The 25,257-nt window shown below is 56.5% G+C and carries 4 protein-coding genes (1 of these 4 cut by a window edge); all 4 read left to right on the top strand.

Annotation, left to right across the window (positions count from 1 at the left end):
- Nucleotides 1-207: 207 nt before the first annotated feature.
- Tightly spaced (each overlapping or abutting the next), the 4 genes in view from fabD to BEN30_RS18235 form a layout consistent with a single transcriptional unit that may run on beyond the window.
- Nucleotides 208-2,517, top strand: coding sequence for an ACP S-malonyltransferase (gene fabD / locus BEN30_RS02985; RefSeq protein WP_069956928.1), 2,310 nt, complete (start codon nucleotides 208-210; stop codon nucleotides 2,515-2,517).
- Nucleotides 2,517-23,246: an SDR family NAD(P)-dependent oxidoreductase gene (locus tag BEN30_RS19075; RefSeq protein WP_069956863.1), complete on the top strand. Its 20,730-nt coding sequence runs from the start codon at nucleotides 2,517-2,519 to the stop codon at nucleotides 23,244-23,246. The genes fabD and BEN30_RS19075 overlap by 1 nt, the downstream gene beginning before the upstream one ends.
- Nucleotides 23,246-24,574, top strand: coding sequence for a flavin-containing monooxygenase (locus BEN30_RS02975; protein ID WP_069956862.1), 1,329 nt, complete (start codon nucleotides 23,246-23,248; stop codon nucleotides 24,572-24,574). Before BEN30_RS19075 ends, BEN30_RS02975 begins: the two co-directional genes overlap by 1 nt.
- On the top strand, nucleotides 24,571-25,257 hold the 5' portion of the coding sequence (locus BEN30_RS18235; RefSeq protein ID WP_139134817.1) for a non-ribosomal peptide synthetase. It continues 19,056 nt past the right edge of the window; the window shows 687 of its 19,743 coding nt (coding positions 1-687); its start codon is at nucleotides 24,571-24,573; the stop codon falls past the right edge of the window. The genes BEN30_RS02975 and BEN30_RS18235 overlap by 4 nt, the downstream gene beginning before the upstream one ends.

Below are 25,257 nucleotides of genomic sequence, written 5' to 3'. Positions count from 1 at the left end.
TTTCCTTGGTGTTCAGACATGATCTCGCCTGCAACTCTATAGGGATGGGGCGTGACTTCAATAAATGACTTTAACTATCTGAAAGATAATATATAATTCTAGATTGATTATATGTTGCGCGAGGCACAAGTGCATCTGAATGTGTTGTGGTGGGTGGTTTTTCCCTTCGGCGACGGTTACTGTGCGGCCCAACTCATAAGGATTGTAATGAGAGCCTATATGTTTCCCGGGCAGGGGGCCCAGAGGACGGGAATGGGAGAAGGGTTGTTTGACCTGTTTCCCGGATTGACGGCTCAGGCAGACGGGGTTTTGGGCTATTCTATCCGTGAGTTGTGCCTTCAAGGCCCCATGGAGCGGCTGACCCAGACCCAGTTTACCCAGCCGGCTCTCTTTGTCGTCAATGCGCTCAGCTACCTGAAAAAAATTGACCAAGGCGCGGGGCGGCCCGACTATCTGTTAGGACACAGCGTTGCTGAATATGTGGCGCTGTTTGCCGCTGGTGTAGTGAGCTTTGAGGATGGGTTGCGGCTGGTCCAAAAGCGTGGCGCGTTGATGGCGTCGGCTCATGGTGGGGGGATGGCGGCCGTTTTGGGGTTGAGCGGTGAAACGGTTGAGGCTTTGATTCAAGATCATGGCCTATCGGACATTTTTGCGGCCAATTACAATACCCCTCAGCAAATCGTGGTGTCGGGCAAACGCGAAGCCGTTGAGGCCGCAGAGCCCATTTTTATGCAGGCCGGGGCATCTCTGTACAAGGTATTGGCGGTCAGTGGCGCGTTTCATACACCCTTCATGGCTGACGCAAAGGCTGAATTTGGTAAATTTGCCGCCGATATTTCGTTTGCTTCTCCTGAAATCCCGGTCGTTTCGAATGTGACCGCCCGTCCTCACTTACCCGAAACCATTCGTAAGCAGATGGTTGAGCAGATCACGTCTCCTGTCCGATGGAGCGACAGCATTCGCTATTTGTTGGCAAAGGGTCTCGCGCCCGAAGACTTCTGCGAGATTGGCCCTGAGGGCGCTGCCATTCTGAAGCCGATGGTCAAACGAACGCTCGCAGAGGCCGGACCTTTGAAGGCCGAGGATCTGCTCGCAGAGGAAGCTTCCCGTGCCGTATCAGAGCCGTCCATGCCCACACCGATAAGGGAAACTGAATCCGTTGTGTTTGGCGTGGAAAATTTGGGCTCTCGGGCCTTTTGTGAGGCGTTTGGTTTACGCCACCCCTATGTCACCGGGGCAATGTATAAAGGCATAGCGTCTGCGGATTTGGTGATCCGCATGGCGGGGGCGGGCATGCTCGGCTTCTTGGGCGCTGGCGGTCTTTCCATGGAAATGGTGGAAAGCGAAATTCAACGCATTCGGGCTGCGCTGTCCAAAGACGCCCCATTTGGCGTCAACTTTATTTCCCACCTTCAGCGACCTCATCTGGAAGAAGCGTTGACCGATTGCCTGTTGCGCAACGCCGTCAAGATCATTGAGGCTTCGGCCTTTATGGAAGTGACCCCCGCTCTGGTTCGCTATCGGGCCAAAGGGCTGTCGCACTCTGGGCGTGGTGTTCAGGCGGCTAACCGCATCATCGCAAAGGTGTCCCGCCCCGATGTGGCGGCGCAATTTTTTGCTCCGGCTTCTGAACGGCTTTTGGAAAAAATGTTGTTGGCTGGACAGATTACATCTGACGAAGCCGAACTGTTGCGCCAAGTGCCTATGGCCGACGCCGTAACGGCGGAATCGGATTCCGGCGGTCACACCGACCAAGGCATGCCCTTCACCTTGATCCCGTCCATTTTAAAAGTGCGCGATGCGGCAGAAGAACGGTTCCCCAATTTTGGACCGCTCTTCGTCGGTGCCGGTGGCGGGATCGGAACCCCGGAAGCGGCGGCGGCGTCGTTTGTTTTGGGTGCAGATTATCTGGTCACCGGGTCCATCAACCAGTGCAGCGTCGAAGCCGGGACCAGCGAAGCGGTCAAGGACATGCTGGCGGAGATGAACGTCTACGATACGGCCTACGCGCCGTCGGGTGCGATGTTCGAATTGGGTTCAAAGGTTCAGGTGTTGAAAAAGGGGCTGTTTTTCCCTTCGCGGGCGGAAAAACTGGTGAACCTTTATCATCAACATGAAAGCCTGGAGACCATAGACTCCAAACTCGCCCAACAGATTCAGGAGCGGTATTTCAAACGCAGTTTTGCGGACATTTTGGTGGGACTTCTAGGCGGCGCGTCGGACGAAGAAAAAGAGCGAATTCAGCGGATGGGCAAATATCGCATGGCCCAAACCTTTCGCTGCTATTTCAACGATGCAACCCGTTGGGCGCTGAGCGGGGACATGGATCACAAAGTGGATTTTCAAATCCATTGCGGCCCGGCCCAGGGGGCATTCAATCAATGGGTGGCCGGATCGGACCTGCAGCCTTGGCGTCAGCGCCACGTTGATGTTATGGCCCAGCGCCTGTTGGATGAGACGGCCTCTCTGCTTTCGCGGCGCGTGACTTCAATGCTGCCCAGGGACGGACGCACCTGATGAGCACAGAAGAAAAAATCATCCCGGAACCTGTGGCCATTATCGGTGTGGGCTTGCGTTTGCCCCAAGCGGATCGGCTGGATCAGTTTTGGCGTCATCTGGACGCGGGAGAGTCGTTGATTTCTCGGGTGTCCCCGCGTCGTTGGGACGCCGAGGCTCTGTTGGGCAATCCGGCCCAGGGCAACCACACCCGCAGCGTCTGGGGTGGGTTTTTGGAAGATGCGGATTGTTTTGACGCCGCATTTTTTGAGATTTCCCCGCGGGAGGCTTCTTGGATGGACCCTCAGCAGCGGTTTGCTCTGGAGATGGCTTGGCACGCCATCGAAGATGCCGGTTTGCGGGCCTCCACCCTGGCGGGAAGCCGGACGGGTGTCTACATGGGGGTGTGCCACTGGGATTATGCCGAGCTGTTGGAAAAACACTTGGCGCACGTTGATGCCTACACCCCCACCGGGATTGCGTTTTCCATCATCGCCAACCGGATTTCGCACTTTTTTGATTTTCAGGGGCCGAGCATCACCAACGACACCGCCTGTGCGTCTTCGATGACGTCGGTTTACGAAGCGGTGCGTGCCCTGCAAGCGGGGGAATGTGAACAGGCCTTGGCGGGTGGAGTCAATCTGATCTGGTCGCCCAACCATTTTGTTGCTTTTTCAAAAGCCGGCATGCTGTCCGAAACGGGCGAAAGTCGTGCGTTTGACGACGGTGCCGACGGCTATGTGCGTGGTGAGGGCGGCGCAGTGCTGTTGCTCAAACCGCTCAGCCGGGCGCTGGCCGATGGCGACCGGGTGCAAGCGATCATTCGCAGTGTCGGCCTCAACCATGGTGGCCGGACCAATTCATTGACCGTGACCAACCCTCAGGCTCAGTCCGATCTGATTCAGTCGGTGTATCGCGCGGCCAACATTCTACCCGACAGTGTCGATTTTATCGAAGCCCACGGACCGGGCACGCCGCTGGGCGATCCGATTGAAATCAGCGGACTGAAACAAGCCTTTGCCGCACTATACGCGGACGCCGGTGGCGAAGCGACGGCGAACACCTGTGGCATCGGTTCGGTCAAGACCAACATCGGCCATCTGGAAGGGGCGGCTGGTGTGGCGGGGATCGTCAAAGTTCTGGCGTCACTGCATTATCAGCAGTTGCCCGCCAACGCAGGCTTTAAGCACCTCAATCGCTTGATCGATTTCTCCGGCTCGCCGTTTTATGTGCAGGACCAAAAGGCGCCGTGGCCGAAGGGCCAACGCCCGCGCCGCGCCGCCGTCAGTTCTTTTGGCTTCGGCGGCAGCAACGCTCACATCTTGTTGGAAGGTTTTGATTCGCTTCCCGCCGAGCAATCGGTCTCAACTGCGGGCCCCGTCGTGATTCCATTGTCCGCAAAAAATGATGAACGGCTCAAAGCTTACGCGGCCGCTCTGCTCGAATTTATCAAAGCAGGTGAAGTCGAAGAGTCCGCACTTTTTGACCTTGCCTATACCTATCAAATTGGCCGTGAAGAGATGGCGGCGCGTGCGGTTTTTGTCGCCGACAATCTGGCTGACCTGATCCATGCACTTGAGGCCTTTTTGCAAGGTGCGTCTGTTAAAGCTGAACAGAGCCCAATGTCCGACCAAATGTCCGAATTGGCAGAGCTTTGGCTCTCGGGAGAGAGTGTCGATTGGCGTGGTCTGCACCAACCGGGGGACACCTTTAAACGGATCGCTGCGCCGGGGTATCCCTTTGCCCGAGATCGGCACTGGATGGATGAGTCCTTGGGCGGAAAGGATAACGCTCCTCTGCTCCATCCGCTGTTGCATCGAAATGTTTCCGGTTTGGATGGGCTTCGTTATCAGACCACCTTAAAAGGTCCGGAGTTCTTTTGGGCTGACCACCATGTTGGGGGCAATCAAATCCTGCCCGGCGTGGCCTGTCTGGAAATGGCCCGGGCGGCGTTGGATGTGAGCGGTGAAAAAACAGCTTCCCCTCATGGTCTTGTGTTTGAAGAGGTGGTCTGGATTCGCCCCATTCAGGCGGGCCCACACCCGGTGAGCGTCTTCACACATCTGAACAGGGACGGCGTGAATAGGGAAGGTGATGACGCTTTTCAGTTTTCCATCAACTTGTCAGGACCCGACGCTAAAACCGTGCCCCACGTTCAGGGCGTTTTGCGGCTGAAGCCAGAAGAAAAACCTCAGGTCTTGGCGTTGGAGACTTTGCGCGGGGCAACATCCGAACAGGTGGCGGTGGCCACGTGTTATGAACGCTTGCAAGCCAGCGGGGTTCGTCACGGTCCTGCGTTTCAGGCGCTTTCAAGCGTGCAGCGCGGGAATGGCGAGGTTTTGGCCCGGTTGAAATTGCCGCGCCGCCTGCACGCGACTCTGCCCACCATGGCGCTGCATCCGGTGATGTTGGATGCCGCCATTCAGGCCTGGGTGGCGCTCAAGGATGACGGCCTCAAAGGGGCCGCCGTGCCGTTTTCCTGTCGCCGGATCGTCGTTCATGGACCCTGTGAAACGGTGATGTGGGCGAGGGTGCGAGCGACGGCAGCAACACGGGCCGGATCAGGCGTCCAACACTTAGACATCAAATTGTGTGACAAGGACGGCAACGTCCGTGTGAGCTTTGATGACTTGGCCTTGCGGATCTTAGAAGCCGACGTGTCGCGGGCAAAGCCGCATCCTCCGGTGCTGGCGGAACGGTCCTGGCAGGAACGCACCATTGCGCAAAACCTTCAACAAGAACAGGCCAACCAAACAATCCTCATATCAGCAGGTGTGGATGAACGTTTGGGGCAGGCGGTTGGTGCGCGTCTGTCTTGTCCGTTGATCCACTTGTCCGACACTCAGGCGTTGGATGAACCTTCCCTCGTTGGTGATTGGTTTGCCGATCTGCACCGCCGCCTTGCCGGGGTGATGGCGGGGCGCCCCAAAGTTTTCCAACGGGTGTTGGTGCTGGTGCCAGAGGCGCTGTCAGCGTGCTACCGCGAACCGCTGGCCGCCTTGTTGAGCACGGCGGCCTTGGAGCATCCAAAAATAGGCGGCGCGGTGATCACCGTTGCCGATGGATTGGATGCAACCCAACTGGGCAAAATGGTTGAGGCGGAATCGCGAAGTCGAGAGAGCTTTGCCCAAATTCGCTATGCTGAAAATGCAACCCGCTGGGTTTTAAAACCCCATCCGGTCTCTCTTGGTGCTGTGGCGGACCAAGCCGTTGCGTTGTCGCTTTCACCGGATGATGTCTATTGGATAACCGGGGGAAGCGGTGGGCTGGGTCTGCTGTTTGCGGATTGGCTGTTGGTCCAAGGGGCTCGGCAGATCGTGTTGAGCGGTCGCAGCTCTGCCCTCAATGCCCAAGGACAAGAAGCCATTGCGGCGCTGATAGACCGGGGCGCGAAGGTTCATTATCGCGCCTGCGATGTTGCGGATGTTGACTCAGTCAAACAGTGCCTCACCTGGATTGTGGATGAGGTCGGACCGTTGAAGGGGATCATCCATGGGGCGGGTCTTTTGCAAGATGGTTACATCCTCACCCAGTCCGAGAGTGCCATCGCCGATGTGTTCGCTCCCAAGGTTGCAGGCAGTTTTAATCTGGACGCCGCAACCGCTGAGATAGAGCTCGACTTTTTTGTCCTGTGTTCATCCATAGCGGCATCGTTTGGCAATCCCGGACAAGCAGTTTATGCCGGGGCCAATGCTTATCTGGATGCTTTTGCCGAGCAACGCCGCCGTCGGGTGCAACAAGGCGAACGACATGGTCGCACCGTTTCCATCGCATGGCCGCTGTGGGCGGAAGGGGGGATGAGTGTTGATGCTCCAACCCTTGAAGCGCTTGAGCAACGTTGGGGAACAACACCTTTGCCAACCGCCCAAGGCCTCGCGGCGCTGGAACAGATCGTGAGCCTTGGTCAGGGTAGCGGCTATACGGTTTTGTACGGAAACGAGTCCCGCATCCATGACTTTTTGAGCACCTATGGTGAGGCTGCAAATGTTGCCGCCGCCAATGATGCCCAAGAGGACATGGGCAAAAGTGCTGGGGAGGACGCCGGGAACTTCGATGATGAGGCCCTGCGCAAAGTGGCGATTGCTTATCTGCGTGAGGTGCTTGCGGACGTTTTATTGATGGAGCCTGAAGGCATACGGGTCAATCAGAAGCTTGAAGCGTATGGTCTCGATTCAATTTCCATCGTTGAGACAACCAACCGACTGGAAAGGCGTTTTGGACCACTCTCCAAAACCTTGTTTTTTGAATATGTGGATTTAAAGGGCATCGCCGGGTATCTGCTGGAAGAGCACAAACCAACATTAGCTCAAATTTTGCTCGAAGACGGTGATGGAGAACTTTCGACTTCATCCGATGAGCGGACGTTGCCTGCTCAGTCTTCACCGTCAGCTCATGTGCGTGAGGACTCGGATCAAGGGACCGCTTCGGACAAACACGCTTCATTGCACGACATCGCTATTGTCGGCTTGTCGTTACGGGTAGCCAAGGCAGCGGACCAGGACGCGTTTTGGAAAATGCTGTCTGAAGGTATCGATGGCTTTGAGCCCTATCCAGAGGCTCGCTGGAACCATAGCGCCATCCTTCATCCGGAACGTGACGTGTTGGGCAAGACGGTGGTACGCACCGGAGCATTCTTGGATGACGTGGATAAATTTGATCCCCGTTATTTTCAAATTTCCCAAGCCGAAGCCGAGCTGATGTCGCCCGAGGTCCGCCTGTTTTTGGAGGCCTCTGTCGAAGCTTTTGAAGATGCCGGTTATTCCCGCGAGCAGATGCAGGCCCGCTATGGTGGGGAGGTGGCGGTCATCGTTGGCTCCATGAGCAACGAGTATGACCTGTTCGGTTTTCAAAACATGTTGGTGCGCGGTTCCAAAGCCAGCGGCAGCTATACCGGAACCGTTCCCAACATGGTTTCGTATTACTACGGCTTTACCGGACCGTCTTACTTTTTAGACACCATGTGCTCTGCGGCATCTGTCTGTGTTCATGAAGCCGTGCATATGCTGCGGGCCGGGCGCTGCAAAATGGCGCTGGCGGGGGGTGTTAATCTGCTGGTGCATCCGCAAAAACTGATTGCCACCTCGCAGGAACATTTCACCAGCAAGACCGCCGACGTTATTCGCGGCTACGGCGTGGGTGCCGACGGTACCATTTTGGGTGAAGGGGTCGGGGCCTTTGTGCTGAAGCCTTTGATAGATGCCCAACAAGATGGCGATCACATCTATGGGGTCATCACCGGCAGCGGCACCAGCAACGCTGGAATTCGAAACGGCTTTACGGTTCCCAATCCCAAGCAGCAAGCGGTGGCCATCGCGCGGGCGCTGGCGGATGCCGATCTTCCCGCATCCGCGATTGATTATGTTGAGGGTCACGGTTCCGGCACCGCCCTGGGCGATCCCATCGAAGTGAAGGCGTTGACCCAGGTCTTCCGCCAAGACAGTGACGACGTGCAGTGGTGTCCCATTGGTACGGTCAAAGGCAATGTCGCGCATCTGTTGGGCGCGTCGGGACTGGCCGGTATGGCCAAGGTGTTGATGCAGTTGCGCCATGACGAATTGGTGCCCTCGCTTCATGCCGAGATTTTGAATCCTGATATTCCTTTTGAGAGCAGTCCTTTTTATGTTCAGCGCCAGCGCGAACCCTGGGTGCATAAACGTGACCGGGACGGACGGGTTTTGCCGCACCGCGCCGGTGTGACTTCGATCGGTGCGGGGGGGATGAACTCGCACATCATTATTGAAGAATACCAAGACACGCGACAGCGTTCAGGTCGCGTAGAAGGTACAGCGGAAATTCTGGTTTTTTCGGCCATGAACGAAGGCCGCTTGATCGAAGTGATCAAGCGCTTTGAGACCTTTTTGAAAACGAGACCACGACACGATCTGGACGATGTTGCTTACACCCTTCAAGTGGGTAAAAACGAGTTGTCCTGCCGACTGGCTTTGGTCGTGGAAAGTGTCGAAGAAGCTTTGTCTAAGTTGGCCGCCTTTGCCGCGGCACCTTCTGCGGGGAACGGCGTTTATTATACCCGCTCCATTTTGGAACAGGACCCACCCGATTGCGCGGAGCGTCTGACGGATTGGCTGGGGCAACGCCATTTGTCCTCCATCGCCGAAGTCTGGAGTCAAGGTGCGGATGTCGATTGGGAGCAATTGCAGCGGAGCCGGGGTGCGCGGCGCGTGTCTCTGCCGGCCTATCCGTTCGAACGGATCAGGTGTTGGTACACGGATGAGCCGGACGTGCCGTCGGTGATCCATCCCTTGGGATCAAAACTCAAGCTGCATCCCTTTATTGGGCGCAACGTTTCGGACCTTTCGGGGGTGAAATACACCACCGAGATACATACTGGTGAGTTGCTGGACTATCTTTGCACCAAAGACCGTAAACAGATGTTGTCACCTCTGGTGGCTGTGGAAACGGTGGCGGCCTTGGCGCGCATTGCCGGAGTTGGTGAAAATGTATCGCTGCATAATCTGACGGTGAACGGGGCGGTGACTTGGTCGTCGTTAAAAACGCTGAACGCTTATGTCGAAGTGGATGCGGGACCGGGTGTTCGGGTGGTGTTGGAAACGGTGAATGCCTCAGGTGAAGTGTGGACTTGGGTCACAGCGGAGGTTGCTGAAATACGTCCCGCCGAAAGTGCTGCGCCGATAGATCTTCATAAGCTTCGGACTGGCGCAACACAACGGTTGGATCATAGAGAATTTTATGACCTTCTCGCGGGCCAAGGTTTTGGATTTGGTCCCTATATGGAATCGGTGTCAGAGGTCTATCGTTTGGCTGATGGCGCCATGCTGTGCACCTTGCGCAACGATTCCCCGCAGCAAGATTTCTTCAAGAACAATCTGCAGCTTTCCGCCCCGGCCTTGGCGGCGGCGTATCAACTGTTGATGTTGGTGGACCCAAGCTGGGCGGAAGATGCTCTTTGGTCCCTGCAAGACGCTGATTTTGCCTTAACCGACGTCACCGATGTCATGATAGCCCCTAGAGGTTCAGGACGGTTTTCAATTACATATTTGGACCGTGACGCCAGACCCGTCAGTCACTGGACCGAAGTGGTTTGCCAATCCCAGTCAATCTCCGTCCCCGCTCAAGCCCGACGGGCTGTGACGCGTGAGGCCATGGCGGATACGGTCCCGGATCAAACCTCAGGCGTGATCGCAGAGTTGCGTCGGGTGGCGGCAGAAATTTTGAAATTTGCGCCGCAAGATATCGGTCAGCGAGAGTTGTTCCATGATTTGGGTTTCGACTCCATCACGCTCACCCGTTATGCCCATGACCTGAGTGCATCGTTTAACATCGAACTGTCTCCGGCGCTCTTTTATGAGTGCGAACATATTCAGGCTTTGAGTGCCCACTTGATCGGAAGGCACGCCCATCTCTCCCAAATGGGGGAGGCCCAAAAACCCGAGCCATGGCCAGCGACACGTTTTGAAGCGCCGTTTAAAGAAACCGTCTCGGGCGATGATGTCGCGATCATCGGCATGGCCGGTCGCTTCCCGGGCTGTGACGATATTGAGGCCTTTATCGACAGCCTGCTCGATGGTCGTGACCTGATCGGTGATCTTCCTTTGGCGCGCTACAGCGATGCCTATCGCCAGCGCATCGAGGCGGCCCCGTTTGTGAAACGCGGTGGGTTCTTAGAGGACGTCGACCGTTTTGATGCAGCCTATTTTAAAATCTCCCCGGTTGAGGCCGAACGGATGGACCCCCAGCAACGCTTGATGCTGGAAACGGTTCGTCATGCTCTGGACCATGCTGGATACCGGGCTGATGAGTTGCCGAGGCAGACCGGAGTGTATGTCGGTGTCAGCACTCTGGATTACGCCGATTTGTTGCGCGCTGAGGGGCTCTCGCGGGACGGATACGTGGCCACCGGAAATTCATTGGCCATGGTCGCCAACCGGATTTCCCATGTCTTGAATCTGCATGGGCCGAGCTTGGCGCTGGACACGGCATGCTCCAGTTCACTGGTCGCCCTGTTGCGTGCGGTGGACGCGGTTCGCAGCAAGACGATTGATGCCGCCATCGTTGGCGGCGTGAATTTGTGTCTCTCCATCGATGGATTTGAGGGCCCGCATGACGCCGGAATGTTGAGCCCCGAGGGGCGGTGCAAAAGTTTCTCGGCGACGGCTGATGGCTACGTGCGCGGCGAGGGGGCTGTCGTCCTGTTGGTCAAACGGTTAAGCGATGCCGAGCGCGACGGAGACCGGATCATTGGCGTGGTGCGAGGCGGTGCGGAAAATCACGGCGGACAGGCCGGATCACTGACGGCACCCAGCGTTAAAGCCCAAGCTGAATTGATTCAACGTGCCATGCAGGGCCTAGATCCTCACACCATTTCTTATATCGAAGCCCATGGCACCGGAACAAACTTAGGAGACCCGGTGGAGGTCAACGGACTCAAGCGCGCTTATGCGGCCCTGCTTGACGGTCAGGTTGGCGCTCAGGCTTTTATCGGTCTTGGCACGGTCAAATCCAACATCGGTCATTTGGAAGCGGCGGCAGGGTTGGCCGGGGTGATCAAGGTGCTTATGGCGATGCAGCGCCAGATGTTGCCGCCCACACTGCACTGTCGCGACATCAACCCCCATATAGACCTGATTGGTAGTCCGTTTCGTTTGCTTCGGGACCGGGAAAGTTGGCCAGTCCGACACTCTGAGCGAGGCATCGAACAGCCCCGACGCGCCGCGGTGAGCAGCTTTGGTTTTGGCGGTACCAACGCGCATGTCGTGCTCGAATCCTATTCACCCAAAGTGCCGCCCCGGCGAAATCCGTTGCCGCCGCACAATTTTGCCTCAACCCGCTTTTGGGTGCCGGGGCAGGGCGGGGAAGGTATCAAAACATCTGACGGAAAAGTTGATACGGTGAGCTTGGTTCCCCATTGGCAGGCGTCTCCTCTTCCCAGTGGAGATGATGGTTCATTTGATCGGCGGATCGTCATTGGTTGCGAGATGGCCGTCGCTGCAGGCTTTGGGGCTGAGGTGTATCCGATTGAGGTGAAGGCCGGGGATTTGGCGCAGCGTTATACTGTGTTAGCGACACAGATTCTGGGCTTGTTGCGTGATCGCTTGTCGACGTTCAACAGCGGCACGGTCAAGGTTCAACTTGTTGTCCCCATGACGGATGAGCGCGAACTGTTTGCTGGGCTCGGTGCAATGCTCGATAGCGCGCATGAAGAAAACCCCGCCATTTCGGGGCAGGTGGTTCTGGTTGAAGGCACCTTGTCACCTGACGTCGTGGCGACGCTTTTGGCGGAAGAGGCAAAGTCCGTTCAAAAACGGGTTCGCTATCGTTTGGGGCAACGTGAAGTCTTGGTGTGGAGCGAACGCACTGGGGACGTTGCCAAGCATCATTGTCGAGATGGCGGCGTGACGCTGATTGCCGGTGGTATGGGCGGATTGGGTCGCCATGTGGCTTTGGATATTGCCCAAACGGCAAAGAACGCGGTCATTATTTTGACGGGACGTTCGCCGTTGAATGAGGAATGCCAAGTCTTTGTGGATCGGTTGCGGGTATTGGGCGCACGTGTCGCGTATCATTGCGTCGAGATCACCGACCAAGAGGCTATGACCGCATTGGTTCAAGGCATCGTCAAAGATTATGGCGCATTGAATGCCGTGATCCACTGCGCTGGATGTTTGCAAGATGCCTACATCTATAACAAGCCCGATCAAGCTTTGGCGCGCGTTCTTGCCCCCAAAGTGGCCGGCGCTTTGGCGCTGCAACACGCTTGCGCGGGCGTCACGTTGGATGCCTTTGTTTTGTTCTCTTCCCTGGCTGGGGTGTTGGGGAATGCGGGACAAGTTGATTATGCGGCGGCCAATGGATTTTTGGATGCCTTTGCCGAACGGCAAGGCGGAAACGTAATCTCTATTAACTGGCCATTGTGGCGTGACGGCGGTATGCGAGTGGATAGCGCTGTCGAAGCGGGGCTTTATCGACAAATGGGCCAACGCCCGCTTTCGACGGAGGCTGGATTGGCGGCGCTGCACGATGCTTTGGCCGCGGGTCTTTCTCGCGCCGCAGTGGTGGGTGGCGAACGGGATCGGATCTTAGCGTTTTTTGCGGATCGCTTTGCAACAAACCTCCGACCCACCGGACAAGAGACGGTGGGCCTTAGTCAGGTAACGTCCGACTTGGTCCAGTTGAAAGACGCGGTCACGGTCGCCATGCGCGAAACGTTTGGCCGCACCGCGGGTCTTTCTCCAGAACATATCGAAGCGAAAACGCCATTGGAAACCTACGGCATTGATTCTTTGATGATCACCCGTCTCAACGCAGCGTTGGAAAAGATTTTTGGTCCGTTACCCAAAACGATCTTTTTCCAGTATCGGACTTTGGCTGAGGTGGTTGAGTATCTTATACGCGAGCAAGAGGAGGGATGTCGAAATTGGGTCAACTTAACAAAGTGCCTAACACAATCCTCTTCGGCCGTGAACCCTTCGCACATGAGGCCGATTGCATCAGCCGTTTCTCCACGCGCGAAAACACAATCGAGCACGACCGTGGAACCCATTGCGGTGATCGGTATCAGTGGCCGTTATCCAGGTGCCGATAATCTGGCTGAGTTTTGGGACGTGTTGCGCGCGGGCCAAAATCGGATCGGCGAAGTGCCTTCTGAACGTTGGCCCTTGGATGGTTTTTTCCATGCGGATGTCGACGAAGCGATTGAACAAGGGATGAGCTACGCCAAATGGGGTGGGTTCTTAGAAAGCTTTGCCGAGTTTGATCCGCTGTTCTTTAAAATCTCTCCCCGCGAGGCCGCCGCCATGGACCCCCAGGAGCGCCTTTTCCTCATGTGTGCTTGGGCGGCCTGTGAAGAAGCCGGATACAGCCGCAGCCGTTTAAAATCAGCGACTGGTGGGGAAGTCGGGGTTTTTGTCGGGGTGACCAAAACGGGCTTTGCCCTGCATGGTCCGTTTAAGGGCGAAGGCGGGGGCTCAATCCGCCCCATGACCTCGTTCGCGGGGATGTCCAATCGCGTCTCCCACGCCTTGAACATTTCCGGTCCGAGCCTCTCCGTCGACACCATGTGCTCTTCTTCGCTGACGGCCATACATGAGGCGTGCCTCTATCTGCGCTCAACACCGAATGCCATGGCTTTGGCTGGCGGGGTGAACCTCTATCTGCACCCGTCCACCTATATTGATTTGAGCGCGTCGCGGATGCTCAGCGCCGAGGGGCACTGCAAAAGTTTTGGTGCGGGCGCAGATGGTTTTGTGCCGGGCGAAGGGGTCGGGTGTGTTGTGCTCAAACCCCTGTCGCGGGCGCTGGCCGATAACGACAAGATCCATGCCGTCATTCGCGGCAGTGCGGTCAACCATGGTGGACGCAGTCATGGCTACACCGTGCCCAGTCCGGTTTCCCAGCGCGACGTTATTCGCACCGCTCTTTCCCAAGCGGGCATCGATGCCGCCCAGATCACCTATGTTGAGGCCCACGGTACCGGCACCGAACTGGGTGACCCCATAGAGGTTGAAGGTCTGAGCCAAGCGTTTGCAGCCGATACGACCAAACGAAACTTTTGTAGCCTCGGTTCGGTCAAATCGAATATTGGTCATTTGGAAGCCGCCGCCGGGATCGCGGGTTTGAGCAAAATTATTTTGCAGATGAAACACGCCACGCTGGCACCAACGCTGCACGCCAACCCCGCCAACCCAAATATCGATTTTTCCGTCACCCCCTTCGTGGTGCAGCACGCCGCCGCGCCTTGGCAGGTGGATGGCACCCGTTATGCGGGGCTCTCTTCGTTTGGTGCGGGCGGGACCAATGCCCACTTGATCATTTCGGATTGGCCCGATGCTGAAGAGGTGATGCCGTCCGGTGTGAACGCTGCCGATATGGGTGGCCTTCAAGCCATTCTTTTGTCTGCGGACGGTGCGGAGCCCTTGCGTGAGCAGGCGGAACGTCTGTTGGCCTTTTTGACGGCTGGCGACATGGAGCAGCCTGTCCGTGTTGACGATTCTGAACGGGCCTCGGCGCTTGTTGAAAAGTTGGCGGCGTTGCTGTCGGTGCGACCTGAAGATATCGACCTGGACGAAACGCTTGAAGCCTTGGGGTTGGAGCCTCATCACATCGTTGCTCTGGAACGCTGGTTGGTGGAAAGCCCAGAGTATCACCTTGATCGCACTTGCACGCCGAACCAACTGTTGGCCGATCTTTCTCCGTCAACACCTGTGACCGGACTCACCAACACGGTCAATTTGTCCGATCTGGCCTTCACCCTCCAAGTCGGTCGCGACGCGATGGGGTGGCGATTGGGATTGGCCGTCGACTCAATCCAATCCTTAATCGACGGGTTGGAGCATTGGCTTCGTGAGGGCAATACGGATTACCTAGGTCTCCATGTGGGGCAGGGCCGTGCGCAGCGCGACACGGTCGCCGAACTGCTTGACGACGACATGGTCGGTGAGGGCATTGTGCGTTGGTGGCGGCAGGGCCGTATGGAGGCCATCGTGAAGCTTTGGGTCGGGGGTGTTGATGTGGATTGGGCGGCGCTGCCAAGACCTAAACCTGCGCGCACGCTCTCTCTGCCCACCTATCCCTTCCGGCGTCAGCGGTTCTGGCTACCTACGTCCGATGCCCGTGATCCCTTTACCGGCGTGGTGGCACAGCTGGCTAAGCCCATGGGTTCTCAAGCATTGGAAGACAGCAACCAAGCTTTGGAACGACACTTGGCGTCTGTTTTGAACGCCGTGTTGGCACAGCACGCGGATGGTATGATTGCACCCGCCCTCACGCGCTGGCATGAGGCGGTGCTCGCCCTTTTGAAACCGTATGGCGCGCCGCGTAAAAGCATGACAGAGGCCTGGGCCGAGTGGGAATCTTACGGACGCTTCAGCGAAAATCACGCTCAATTTTTATTGAGCACAACGGCGTTGCGGGCGCTGCCGGACATTCTTTCTGGGCACAAACAAGCGACCGATGTTTTGTTCCCAGACGGTTCCTTGAAATTGGTCGAAGCGGTGTACAAAGACAACCGGGTTGCCGCGCGTTTCAGCCAGACCTTGGCCCAAGCGGCAAAGGACTATGTTCATGCCCGGTCTCAAACTGAGCCGGGGATTAAACTCAGAATTCTTGAAATCGGTGCCGGAACCGGCGGCACCAGCGAGGCGGTTTTTGCCGCCCTTCAGGGCGACGCTGACGCTATTGGTGAATATTGTTATAGCGATGTCTCCCAATCCTTTTTGATCCATGCTCAGCGCCATTACGTGGGACAGATTCCCAATCTGACCACGGTTCTGTTTGATGTCGAACGTCCCTTGGCAGAGCAGTCGATTGAACGGGGAAGTTATGATCTTGTCATCGCCGCCAACGTGCTGCACGCCACGGCGGACATTGAACATACTCTGGCGACGGTCTTTGAGGTTATGGCCCCCGGTGGTCTGCTTCTGCTCAATGAGACCAGCCAAGCGACCTTGTTTACCCATGTGACCTTTGGCTTGTTGAAAGGCTGGTGGCGTTTCACCGATGGCCAGCGGCGCATTCCCGGCACTCCGTCCCTGACGGCGGAAAACTGGCAACGGGCTGCTGAGGCCGTGGGGTTTGAATGGGTCGCCGGGACGTCGGCGGCCGAGGCGGTTTTGGGCCAGCAGATTTTGGCCGCGCGGCGACCCGGAACAGGGCGGGTGCTTCTTGTACCAGAGGCCGTTGTCGAACAAACATTATCCCAAAAAGCTCCCGAAAAAGCTCCCGAAAAAACTTTGGGGTTGAGGGCACGATTGTTGGATCAGTTGGCTGAAGTTTTGAACATGTCGGCCGCCACCATCGACGTTGAACGGGCCTTTTCTGATTTTGGACTTGATTCGATTTTGGGTGCGGAGTGGGTGCATCGATTGCGCCGTGAACTGGGAATCGAGTTGGACCAGACCCGCTTGTTTGACTTTGCCAATGTGCGACAACTGGAGGCCTTTCTGCGTGAAGCTTATCCAGACGCGATTGCGGCGCTCAATCAGGTTGCGCCAACGGCGGCTCCGCCCCGCGAAGCGCTTGCAGCTACAGTGTCGCCAACACCGAGCTTCTCTTCCGCTTCGACAAAACAAGCGGATGGCGCGCGTGAACCGATTGCCATCGTGGGCATGAGTGGACGATTTGCCGGGTCGGAAACGGTGGCCGATTTGTGGACCCACCTGATGGCCGGGACGGATTTGGTTGAGCCCGTGACACGTTTTGATCTTTCTCCGTTTTATAGCGCCGAAGAAATGTCGAGCGTGGGACGACACGGCAGCTTTATGGACGGTGTTGATCTGTTTGATCCGGTGTTTTTCGGCATCTCGGGCGTTGAGGCAACCTATATGGACCCTCAGCAGCGGCTCTTTTTGGAAGAGGCGTACAAGACCTTGGAACATGCCGGGCACGGGGGTGAGGATATGGTCGGGCGGCGGTGCGGCGTGTTCGTCGGCTGCAGCCATGGGGACTACCAAAACCTGTTTTCCGGAAAGACACCGGGACAGGCGTTCTGGGGCAATACCAGCTCGTTGATTCCGGCGCGCATTGCGTATTGGCTCGATTTAAAAGGTCCAGCCATTGCCGTGGACACGGCGTGTTCCAGTTCTTTGGTCGCCGTTCATCTGGCGTGTCAGAGTCTGTGGAGCGGTGAATCGGAAATGGCCTTGGCGGGAGGCGTGTTTGTGCAAAGCAGCCCACGCTTTTTCCTGTCTGCCAATCAAGCGCAGATGCTTTCGCCCAGTGGAAGATGTGCCGCGTTTGGGGCCGGAGCGGACGGCATCGTGCCCGGTGAAGCGGTGGCGGCGGTGTTGTTGCGCCCACTCTCCGAAGCCCTGGCCGACGGTGATACCATTCACGGCGTCATTCTTGGCAGTGGGATCAATCAAGACGGTGCTTCCAACGGCATCACCGCGCCCAGCGCGCGCTCTCAGGAACAGCTGATCCATCAGGTCCATGATACGTTTGCCATCGATCCAAACAGCATTGGAATGATCGAGGCCCACGGCACCGGAACGCCCCTGGGCGATCCCATCGAATACGCGGCCTTAAAACGGGTTTTTCAATCGTCTGAACGATCTGGACCGTCTTGCTACTTAGGCTCGATCAAATCCAATATCGGCCACGCCACCACCGCGGCTGGAATATCTGGGTTGATTCGGGTGCTGTTGAGTTTGCACCATCGCCAAGTGCCGCCCACGTTGCATTTTGCGGGTGGTAACCCGGCCATTCCCTTTGCCGAGGACCTGTTCTGTGTCAACACGGAGGTCAAGTCTTGGGAGGCCCGCAAAGGTGGACGGCGTCGTGCGGGAATCAATGCCTTTGGGTTTAGCGGCACCAACGCGCATGTGGTTGTGGAAGAAGCGCCAGAACCTGTTGCGACGATGGCACAGCCAGGACCATTTATGTTTGTGCTGTCGGCCCGTTCCGATGAGAGCTTAAAACGTCAAGCGCAGAACCTTGTGGCTCACTTGGACGTTAACGCAGACCTGAACGCACAAGACCTGGCCTTTACCCTTTTGATGGGACGGCGTCATTTTCATCATCGGTTGGCGGTGGTGGCCGACAGTGTGGCTGAGCTGACGAAGCGGTTGCGTGATTGGTTGGCGAGCCCGACCTGCACGGGCGTTCATGTGCGCGAAATTGATGCCCAAGTTGAACGCGAAAACGCTGCACAGATCCAAACCGGAACGGTGTTGCTCGATCGTTTGAGTGATTTGGAGCAAGCAGACAGTGCGGGTCGTGAGACAGCATTGCAGGCCTTGATCGAGCTGTATCTGGCAGGTGTGCGTCTTCCTTTTGAACGCCTGTTTGCCGACATGTGTCGCCGTTTGCCCCTGCCGACTTATCCGTTTGCTCGGGGTCGTTACTGGGTTGATGCACCTCTTGCTGAGCCAACAGTCGTCCCAATAGGTGTTGAGGTGCAAGCGCGTTCTGGAAAAGTTACGCTTTGCGATCTGAGGGCAGCGAACGGGGTTGACAGTATCCCAGATCCCTTATCGTCGCCGCGTATACGTTTGGTGCCGCTGAGCAGCATGCAGATGAAAAACGCTGTTGAAACGCCAGCCGTCAAACGCAGGTCGGACAGTCCCGACGGGGTCTGTGTCTTGGAGCTGTTGAAACCTTTCGGTCGCCAAAGTGGTCGTGATTTACACCAAGCGTTGGCGCTTGCCGAAGCGGATCAGGGGTGTCGCGCCGTCGTAATTTTCGGCTCAACTGGATGGCAGGGCGGTGAGACTGAAAATATCGAAGCTGAGATCACCCGTGTGGCGTGGACGTGTCGCCTTCCGGTGATCGCCGCCCTCGACGGTTCTGCGACGGGGCCCGGCGTGGCCTTGGCCCTGATGGCTGATTTTTTAGTCCTGGCTGAGGACGCTGTTCTCGGTGTCGGTAGGGCTGAGAAATCCGAAGCGGATGCCATGGAGATTTATACCCGTCGCATGGGTCGAGCCCGTGCGGAGGATGTGTTCCACTCAGGCAAATCGTTGAAAGCCAGTGAATTGAAAGCTCAACACAGCGGTCTTCAGTTTGCACCTGTAGGGCGGGTCTATGCGACCGCCTTAACAATGGCAGCGCGGATCGCCGAAGCTCCGCGTGACGCGGCGGAACTGTTGAAGCGTCATATGCGCCATGATCTGTCCGTGTTTAACACTGATGACGGCGAAAGAACTCAGGTGTTCTCTGTGACAGACGATCGACAAACCGATTGGTCGTCGATGGAGGCACCCGTACGGATCAAATTGAACACGTCGGTGATGACGCTCGATCTGTTCAGCGATGGCGTCGTGCTGTTGCAGATGGTCGAAAAAGCTGGTCACAACACATTTACGCCAGCCTATATGGATGGCATTGAAGAAGCCTTTGCGACCATCGCCACTGAGCCGCGTGCAAAAGTGGTGGTTCTGACCGGGTACGATGGATACTTTGCCTGCGGCGGTACGGCGGACGGTTTGAATCTGCTTCAGGCGGGTGCCACCCGATTTACCGACCGAAAAATTTACAGCCTTCCTCTGGCGTGTGAGCTGCCCGTGATTGCCGCTATGCAGGGTCACGCCATTGGGGCTGGCTGGTCGCTGGGGATGTACGCAGATCACGCCCTGTTTGCGGCCGAAGGAGTCTATCATAGCAATTACATGTGGTACGGATTTACCCCCGGTGCCGGGGCGACCTTGATTTTCCCGTTCCGATTGGGTGACGATCTGGGCCGCGAAGCTTTGTTTACGGCGCAGGAATATCGGGGTGTCGATCTGGCTGGACGTGGACCGACGTTGACGGTGTTGCCCGCAGTTGAGGTGTTGCCCAAGGCCTTGGCCATGGCACACGCCTTGGCACAGCAATCTAAGGCCCATTTACAGTCCATCAAATCCCAAGCGGTTAAACCGATTGCCTCCCGCCTCGATCAAGTTCTGGACAAGGAACTGGCGATGCATGCCAAAACGTTCGTGGGTAACGAACGGGTGCGCAACCGTATTGCCGAAAAATTTGCAGGTGAGCAAGCCCAGCCGTCTGCTCATCAAGCAACAGAGTCCGGGTTTGATACAGACGTTCGAGGTCGACTGGTTGCGACTTTGGCGGAAGACCTGATGATCGATCCGGTGGAAATTCGCGACGAGGCTGGCTTCCTGGATTTGGGTTTGGATTCCATTTTGGCGGTGACGTGGATTAGACACCTGAACAGCGAGTTTGGCACCGCGTTGCCGGCAACGGTCATCTATGCTCACCCAACGGTGGGAGATTTGCTGAAACATGTGACCCGTCAATTGCCGGATGGCGGAAAGGCTGAAAGCAAGACGTCTTGCGCTCCGTGCGTTACAACGTCTGAACCGATTGTGGCCCAGCAACCAGCCCCTGACACGACAAACGTTCGGGCGCAATTGATTGCGACCCTGGCGGAAGACTTGATGATTCGTCCAGAGGAAATCCGTGACGATGGGGCCTTCCTCGACTTAGGTCTGGATTCCATTTTGGCGGTGACGTGGATACGGCGTCTCAACACCTTGTTTGGGACCGCGTTACCGGCAACGGTGGTTTATGCTCACCCAACGGTTGGGGCCCTGGTTTCTCATGTGGCTGAGGTGATGCCGAAAGTCGTCTCTGTGGTCCGGGAAAATGTCGTTACCCCAGCGGTTGATGAGAAGCCCAAGGCTCAGGTTTCTGAAGAGCGTTCCACACCGGACGCCATCGCGATCATCGGTGCGTCAGGGGCTTTTCCCCAAGCGAACGATCTGGATGCCTTTTGGCTCAATATTCAGGGCGGGCGCGACTGCATTGAAGAGGTGCCTGCGGATCGTTGGGACGTTGATCGTTTTTATCATCCTGATCCCAACCATCCAGACACCTCTTACTGCAAATGGATGGGGCGTATTGAGCAGGCAGATTGTTTTGATCCACAGTTTTTCAATATTACGCCCCGTGAGGCGGAACTGATGGATCCGCAGCAACGGCTCTTTTTACAGCACGCCTGGCATGCCATAGAAGACGCGGCCTATGATCCCTTTAGTCTCTCCGGCGGACGCTGCGGTGTGTATATGTCGTCAGGTTCAAGCGGCTATGCAGATCTTATCGATGAGCAAAATGCCTACACCTTGTCCGGTAATTCGGGATCTATTTTGGCGGCGCGGATTTCGTATTTCCTCGATCTTCACGGTCCCAGCCTGTCCATTGATACGGCTTGTTCCAGCTCTTTGGTCGGCATTGTTGAGGCCTGTGATGCCCTGTTAGCCGATCGCTGCGACATGGCATTGGCGGGCGGGGTCAGTCTGTTGATTGGGCCGAAGATGTTTGTCGATACCAGCAAGGTCGGCATGCTTTCCAAATCGGGCCGCTGCTATACCTTTGACCAACGCGCAGACGGTTTTGTGCCGGGCGAAGGCGTCGGCGTGGTGGTGTTGAAACGTCTGGATGCGGCCCTGCGCGACGGTGATCCCATTCGCGCGGTGATCCGCGGGTGGGGGGCAAATCAAGACGGGCGCACCAACGGCATTACCGCTCCCAATCCACGGGCGCAAACTCAATTGATGCAAGATGTCTACCGTCGCTTCAACATTGATCCGTCCAGCATTGATTTGGTGGAATGTCATGGTACCGGCACCCCCTTGGGCGATCCCATCGAAATCGAAGGGCTAACGGATGCGTTTGCCAACGCCCAACAGCGAACGTCTCCCTGCGTTTTGGGTTCGGTCAAAAGCAATGTCGGCCATCTTCTGGCGGCGGCGGGTGTGGCGGGGGCCATAAAGGCCATGTTGACGCTTGAAAAACAACAACTGCCGCCTGCGGTTCATTTCCAGCAGTGCAATGAAAACATTAACCTCGCAGCAACGCCCTTTACGGTGAACACGTCCCTGCAAGATTGGCCGCAGCCTGCTCAGGGGCCGCGACGGGTCGCGGTGAGTGCGTTTGGTTTTAGCGGCACCAATGCGCATCTGGTTTTGGAAGGTGCAGCGAATGCGTCGGATGTGAAATCATCTCCCGGCCCGTGGTTGTTCATCCTGTCGGCCCGTACCCCCGATCAATTGCAGGCGTATGCAGCGCGGATGGAGCGTTTTGTCACCGAACGTGCGGATTTAGATTTGGCCGGGCTGGCCCATACGTTGCAGATCGGGCGCAGCGATTTCTCTCAGCGCTTGGCTTTTGTTTATGAAAACCGCGCGGGCTTGTTGAAGACCTTGGCATCGGTGACGGCTGGCAAGCATGACGGCACGGTTCATCATTCCCAGCCTGATGCTTTCCAGACTTCCGGGCAGGGCGCGGATGAGGATATGGACCTTTTGACGACCAAATGGCTGGCCTCAGGTCAGCGTGATAAACTCGATAAACTGGCGGCGTTGTGGGTGAAAGGGATTGCTGTGAATTGGTCAAATGCCCAGTCCGCAACACGCCTGCACATTCCCGGTTATCCGTTTGCCCAGGAACGCTTTTGGTTAACCCCCACTTATCCTTTGCAGGGCCATGTGGATGCCACTCGACCGATCGTGTTGGACGGCGAGAATAAGCACGGGCTCTTGGCGCGCCAATCCTTTGAGGTGCCCAGCAACAGTGCCTCGCTTGAAGGCGGCGTCCATGGTGGAGACAGGCTGTTGACGGGATTGTTTTTGCCCGAATTGGCCCGTACCGCTGTGGAACGTTTGAGCGGCCAGTCCGTCCGTGGATTGGCGCACTTGCTGTGGGGCGTACCCATTCGCTTGAACGGAAAGGCGCGCAGTTTGGATATCCGCATGTCTTCAGATGCCGAGGGGCTTTTGTATCAGGTCGCCGCAGAAGGGGAGGACGTCAGCCCCTATCATTTGGGTGAGGTGCTGAGCGAAGCCGAAGTCGACAAAACATTCCGTCCCGACGATCTTTCGTCCGATCGTTTTGGAAAGGGGGAGACCATCGCTGGTGATTTTGTGATACCGTCCGGCTCTTCTCTCGAGTTGCTGGATGTGCGCCATGACGGCGCGGAACTTTCAGCCCGAATACGGCGGACGGGTGGGGGTGACGGTTCGGGGAAAGGCGCTCTGTTCGATGCAGATTATTTGGAAATTGCGCGCGTGCTGACGGCGTTTTGGCAACACATGGGGCAAAAGACGAAGAGTGATAGCCCCGCTATGGCGCCCTTGGCGATTAAGAGTTTGGTCGCCTATGGCCCGCCTGCCGATATTGATCGGTTGCGCATTTGGAACCGCTTTGATGATGATCAGAAACCATCAACAGTGGTTGCCTTTTATGCAGCGGATGGAACTGTGCGTTTGGTGCTGGATGATATTCGATTGGTGCAACTGGAACGATGTGACACCATCCATTTGAATACGGAGTATTTATAATGAATAAACCATTGGGGAAAATTGCGATTATCGGTGGCGGCCCAACAGGAATAGGTGTTGGTCGTGAGCTTATCGAAGCCGGTTTCGAAATCGATGTGTATGAGGCGGAATCCGATTTTGGCGGGGTCTGGAATGCAGAGGCCTCGTGTGGTCGAACCTATCGATCTTTGCATCTGATTTCACCCAAGTTCAATACCCAGGTGCCTTACTTCCCCATGCCCGATGACTATCCGGTCTATCCGAGCCATAAGCAGATGCTGGATTATATTCGCTCCTATGCCAAGGCTTATGGTCTGTATGATCGGGCTATCTTCAATGCACCGATCAAGAGTCTGACACCTGAAGGGGATCAATGGCGATTGGTGACGGAAAGCGGTCAGGAAGCGCTGTATCCGCTGGTGGTCGTTTGTACCGGCCTCCAACGTGTGCCCACCTATGGCGATTACCCCGGTTATTTTTCTGGGCAAGTGCTTCACGCGTGTGATTATAAATCGGCCCAACAACTGGTGGACAAGCGCGTATTGGTCATCGGTGGGGGGAATTCAGGCTGCGACATCGCTGCCGATCTGGTGCACAGCGCCAGTGAAGTTTATCACAGCACCCGGCGGGGATATTATTATCAGCCCAAATTTATCGACGGCAAACCGACGCCGCAATGGCTGATGCAACTTGGCAATAAGTTCGACACCAAGGAAGAAACCCTCGCCTATGTTCAAGAGGTCTTTCGTCTCGCAGGTTTCGATGGAGATGATTATGGCTTGCCGCACCCGGACTATCCCTTAGATGGTGCTCATTCGGTGATGAACTCTCAGATTCTTTATTATATTGGTCACGGAAACATTGTCCCGAAGGGCGACGTCGCATCATTTGCCGGAAACCGGGTGCGGTTTGTCGACAATTCCGAGGTGGAGGTTGACGTGGTGCTTCATGCTACCGGTTACAAACGGGACTTCCCGTTCCTTGCCGATGACCTGTTGGAATGGAAAAAAGGAATACCGGACCTCTTTCTCCATGCGGCTCCGCGCAATCACGACAATCTCTTGTTTATGGGCTTTATCAACACCTCGGCGGGGTTGGGGGATGGCTTAAAAACGCAAGGCTTGTTCGTGCGCAATTATGCCCGCGCTTTGTTTGAACACTTGCCAGGACTGGAACGTTTTTTGGCCGCCAAGAAAGTCGATACGCCGGATTTGGGGCAGTCCTATTTCGTCGATTCCTATCGCCATTTGTGGGAAGCGGATTTGTGGAAATTACTGGGGCATTCCAGGCATTACCGGGAGATGTTGGTGGAAGGCGCGCCTGAGGACGAGGAGAAGGCGAGAGCATGACGTCGCGACCACCCAGTGACCCGCGTGCCGCCATAGGGGCGCGACTGGAGCAGGAGATGATCCTCCGTGCGCAAAAACGCACCGGTGGGGCCAGTGCTGTGGCCAGTGCTGGTACGACGACTGTTGTGAAAAAGAGTGAAGAAAAAATTGCAGAGACGGCTGCGGTGGCACCGGATCGCCGTTTGGAAGAGGACGTTCTGCGTCTGGCTGGCGAAGCCTTGCGGATACCTCAAGAGCGTTTGAACCCGACAGAAAACCTATCCAACTTCGGAGTGGATTCCATTGCGATCACTGAGGTGATGGTCAAAATCTCCCGTTGTTTCGGTATATCCGTGGCACCAACCACCTTTTTTGAAGCCAAACATCTGGACGATCTTGCTGCCATTTTACGGGCACGATATGGCGCGGCCATCAACGCATACTATGCCAAGTCAGAGCCGTCGCCCCAGGCCTCTCCTTCTCCTGTGAAAACACCGTCGTCTTCGAGCCCAGGTATAGACCCATCGTGGCTGCGCCGTCATCGGGCCGTGGTTAAAGGGCCAGCAGAGAATCCGTCGGTTCCAGCCGCGAAACCTGTCGTATCTGGTTCTGTCAGCGACGCCAGCGCGACGCCCATTCCGATTGCCGTCATCTCTATGGAGGGCATGTTTGCCCAGAGCCCCGATCTGGTCTCGCTTGAGGCT

Origin of the sequence: Magnetovibrio blakemorei (genome assembly GCF_001746755.1) — a bacterium.
In the GTDB taxonomy this organism is placed as follows: domain Bacteria; phylum Pseudomonadota; class Alphaproteobacteria; order Rhodospirillales; family Magnetovibrionaceae; genus Magnetovibrio; species Magnetovibrio blakemorei.
Note: the sequence above shows the minus strand (reverse complement) of the source record. Positions and strands in the feature narration are given on the sequence as shown.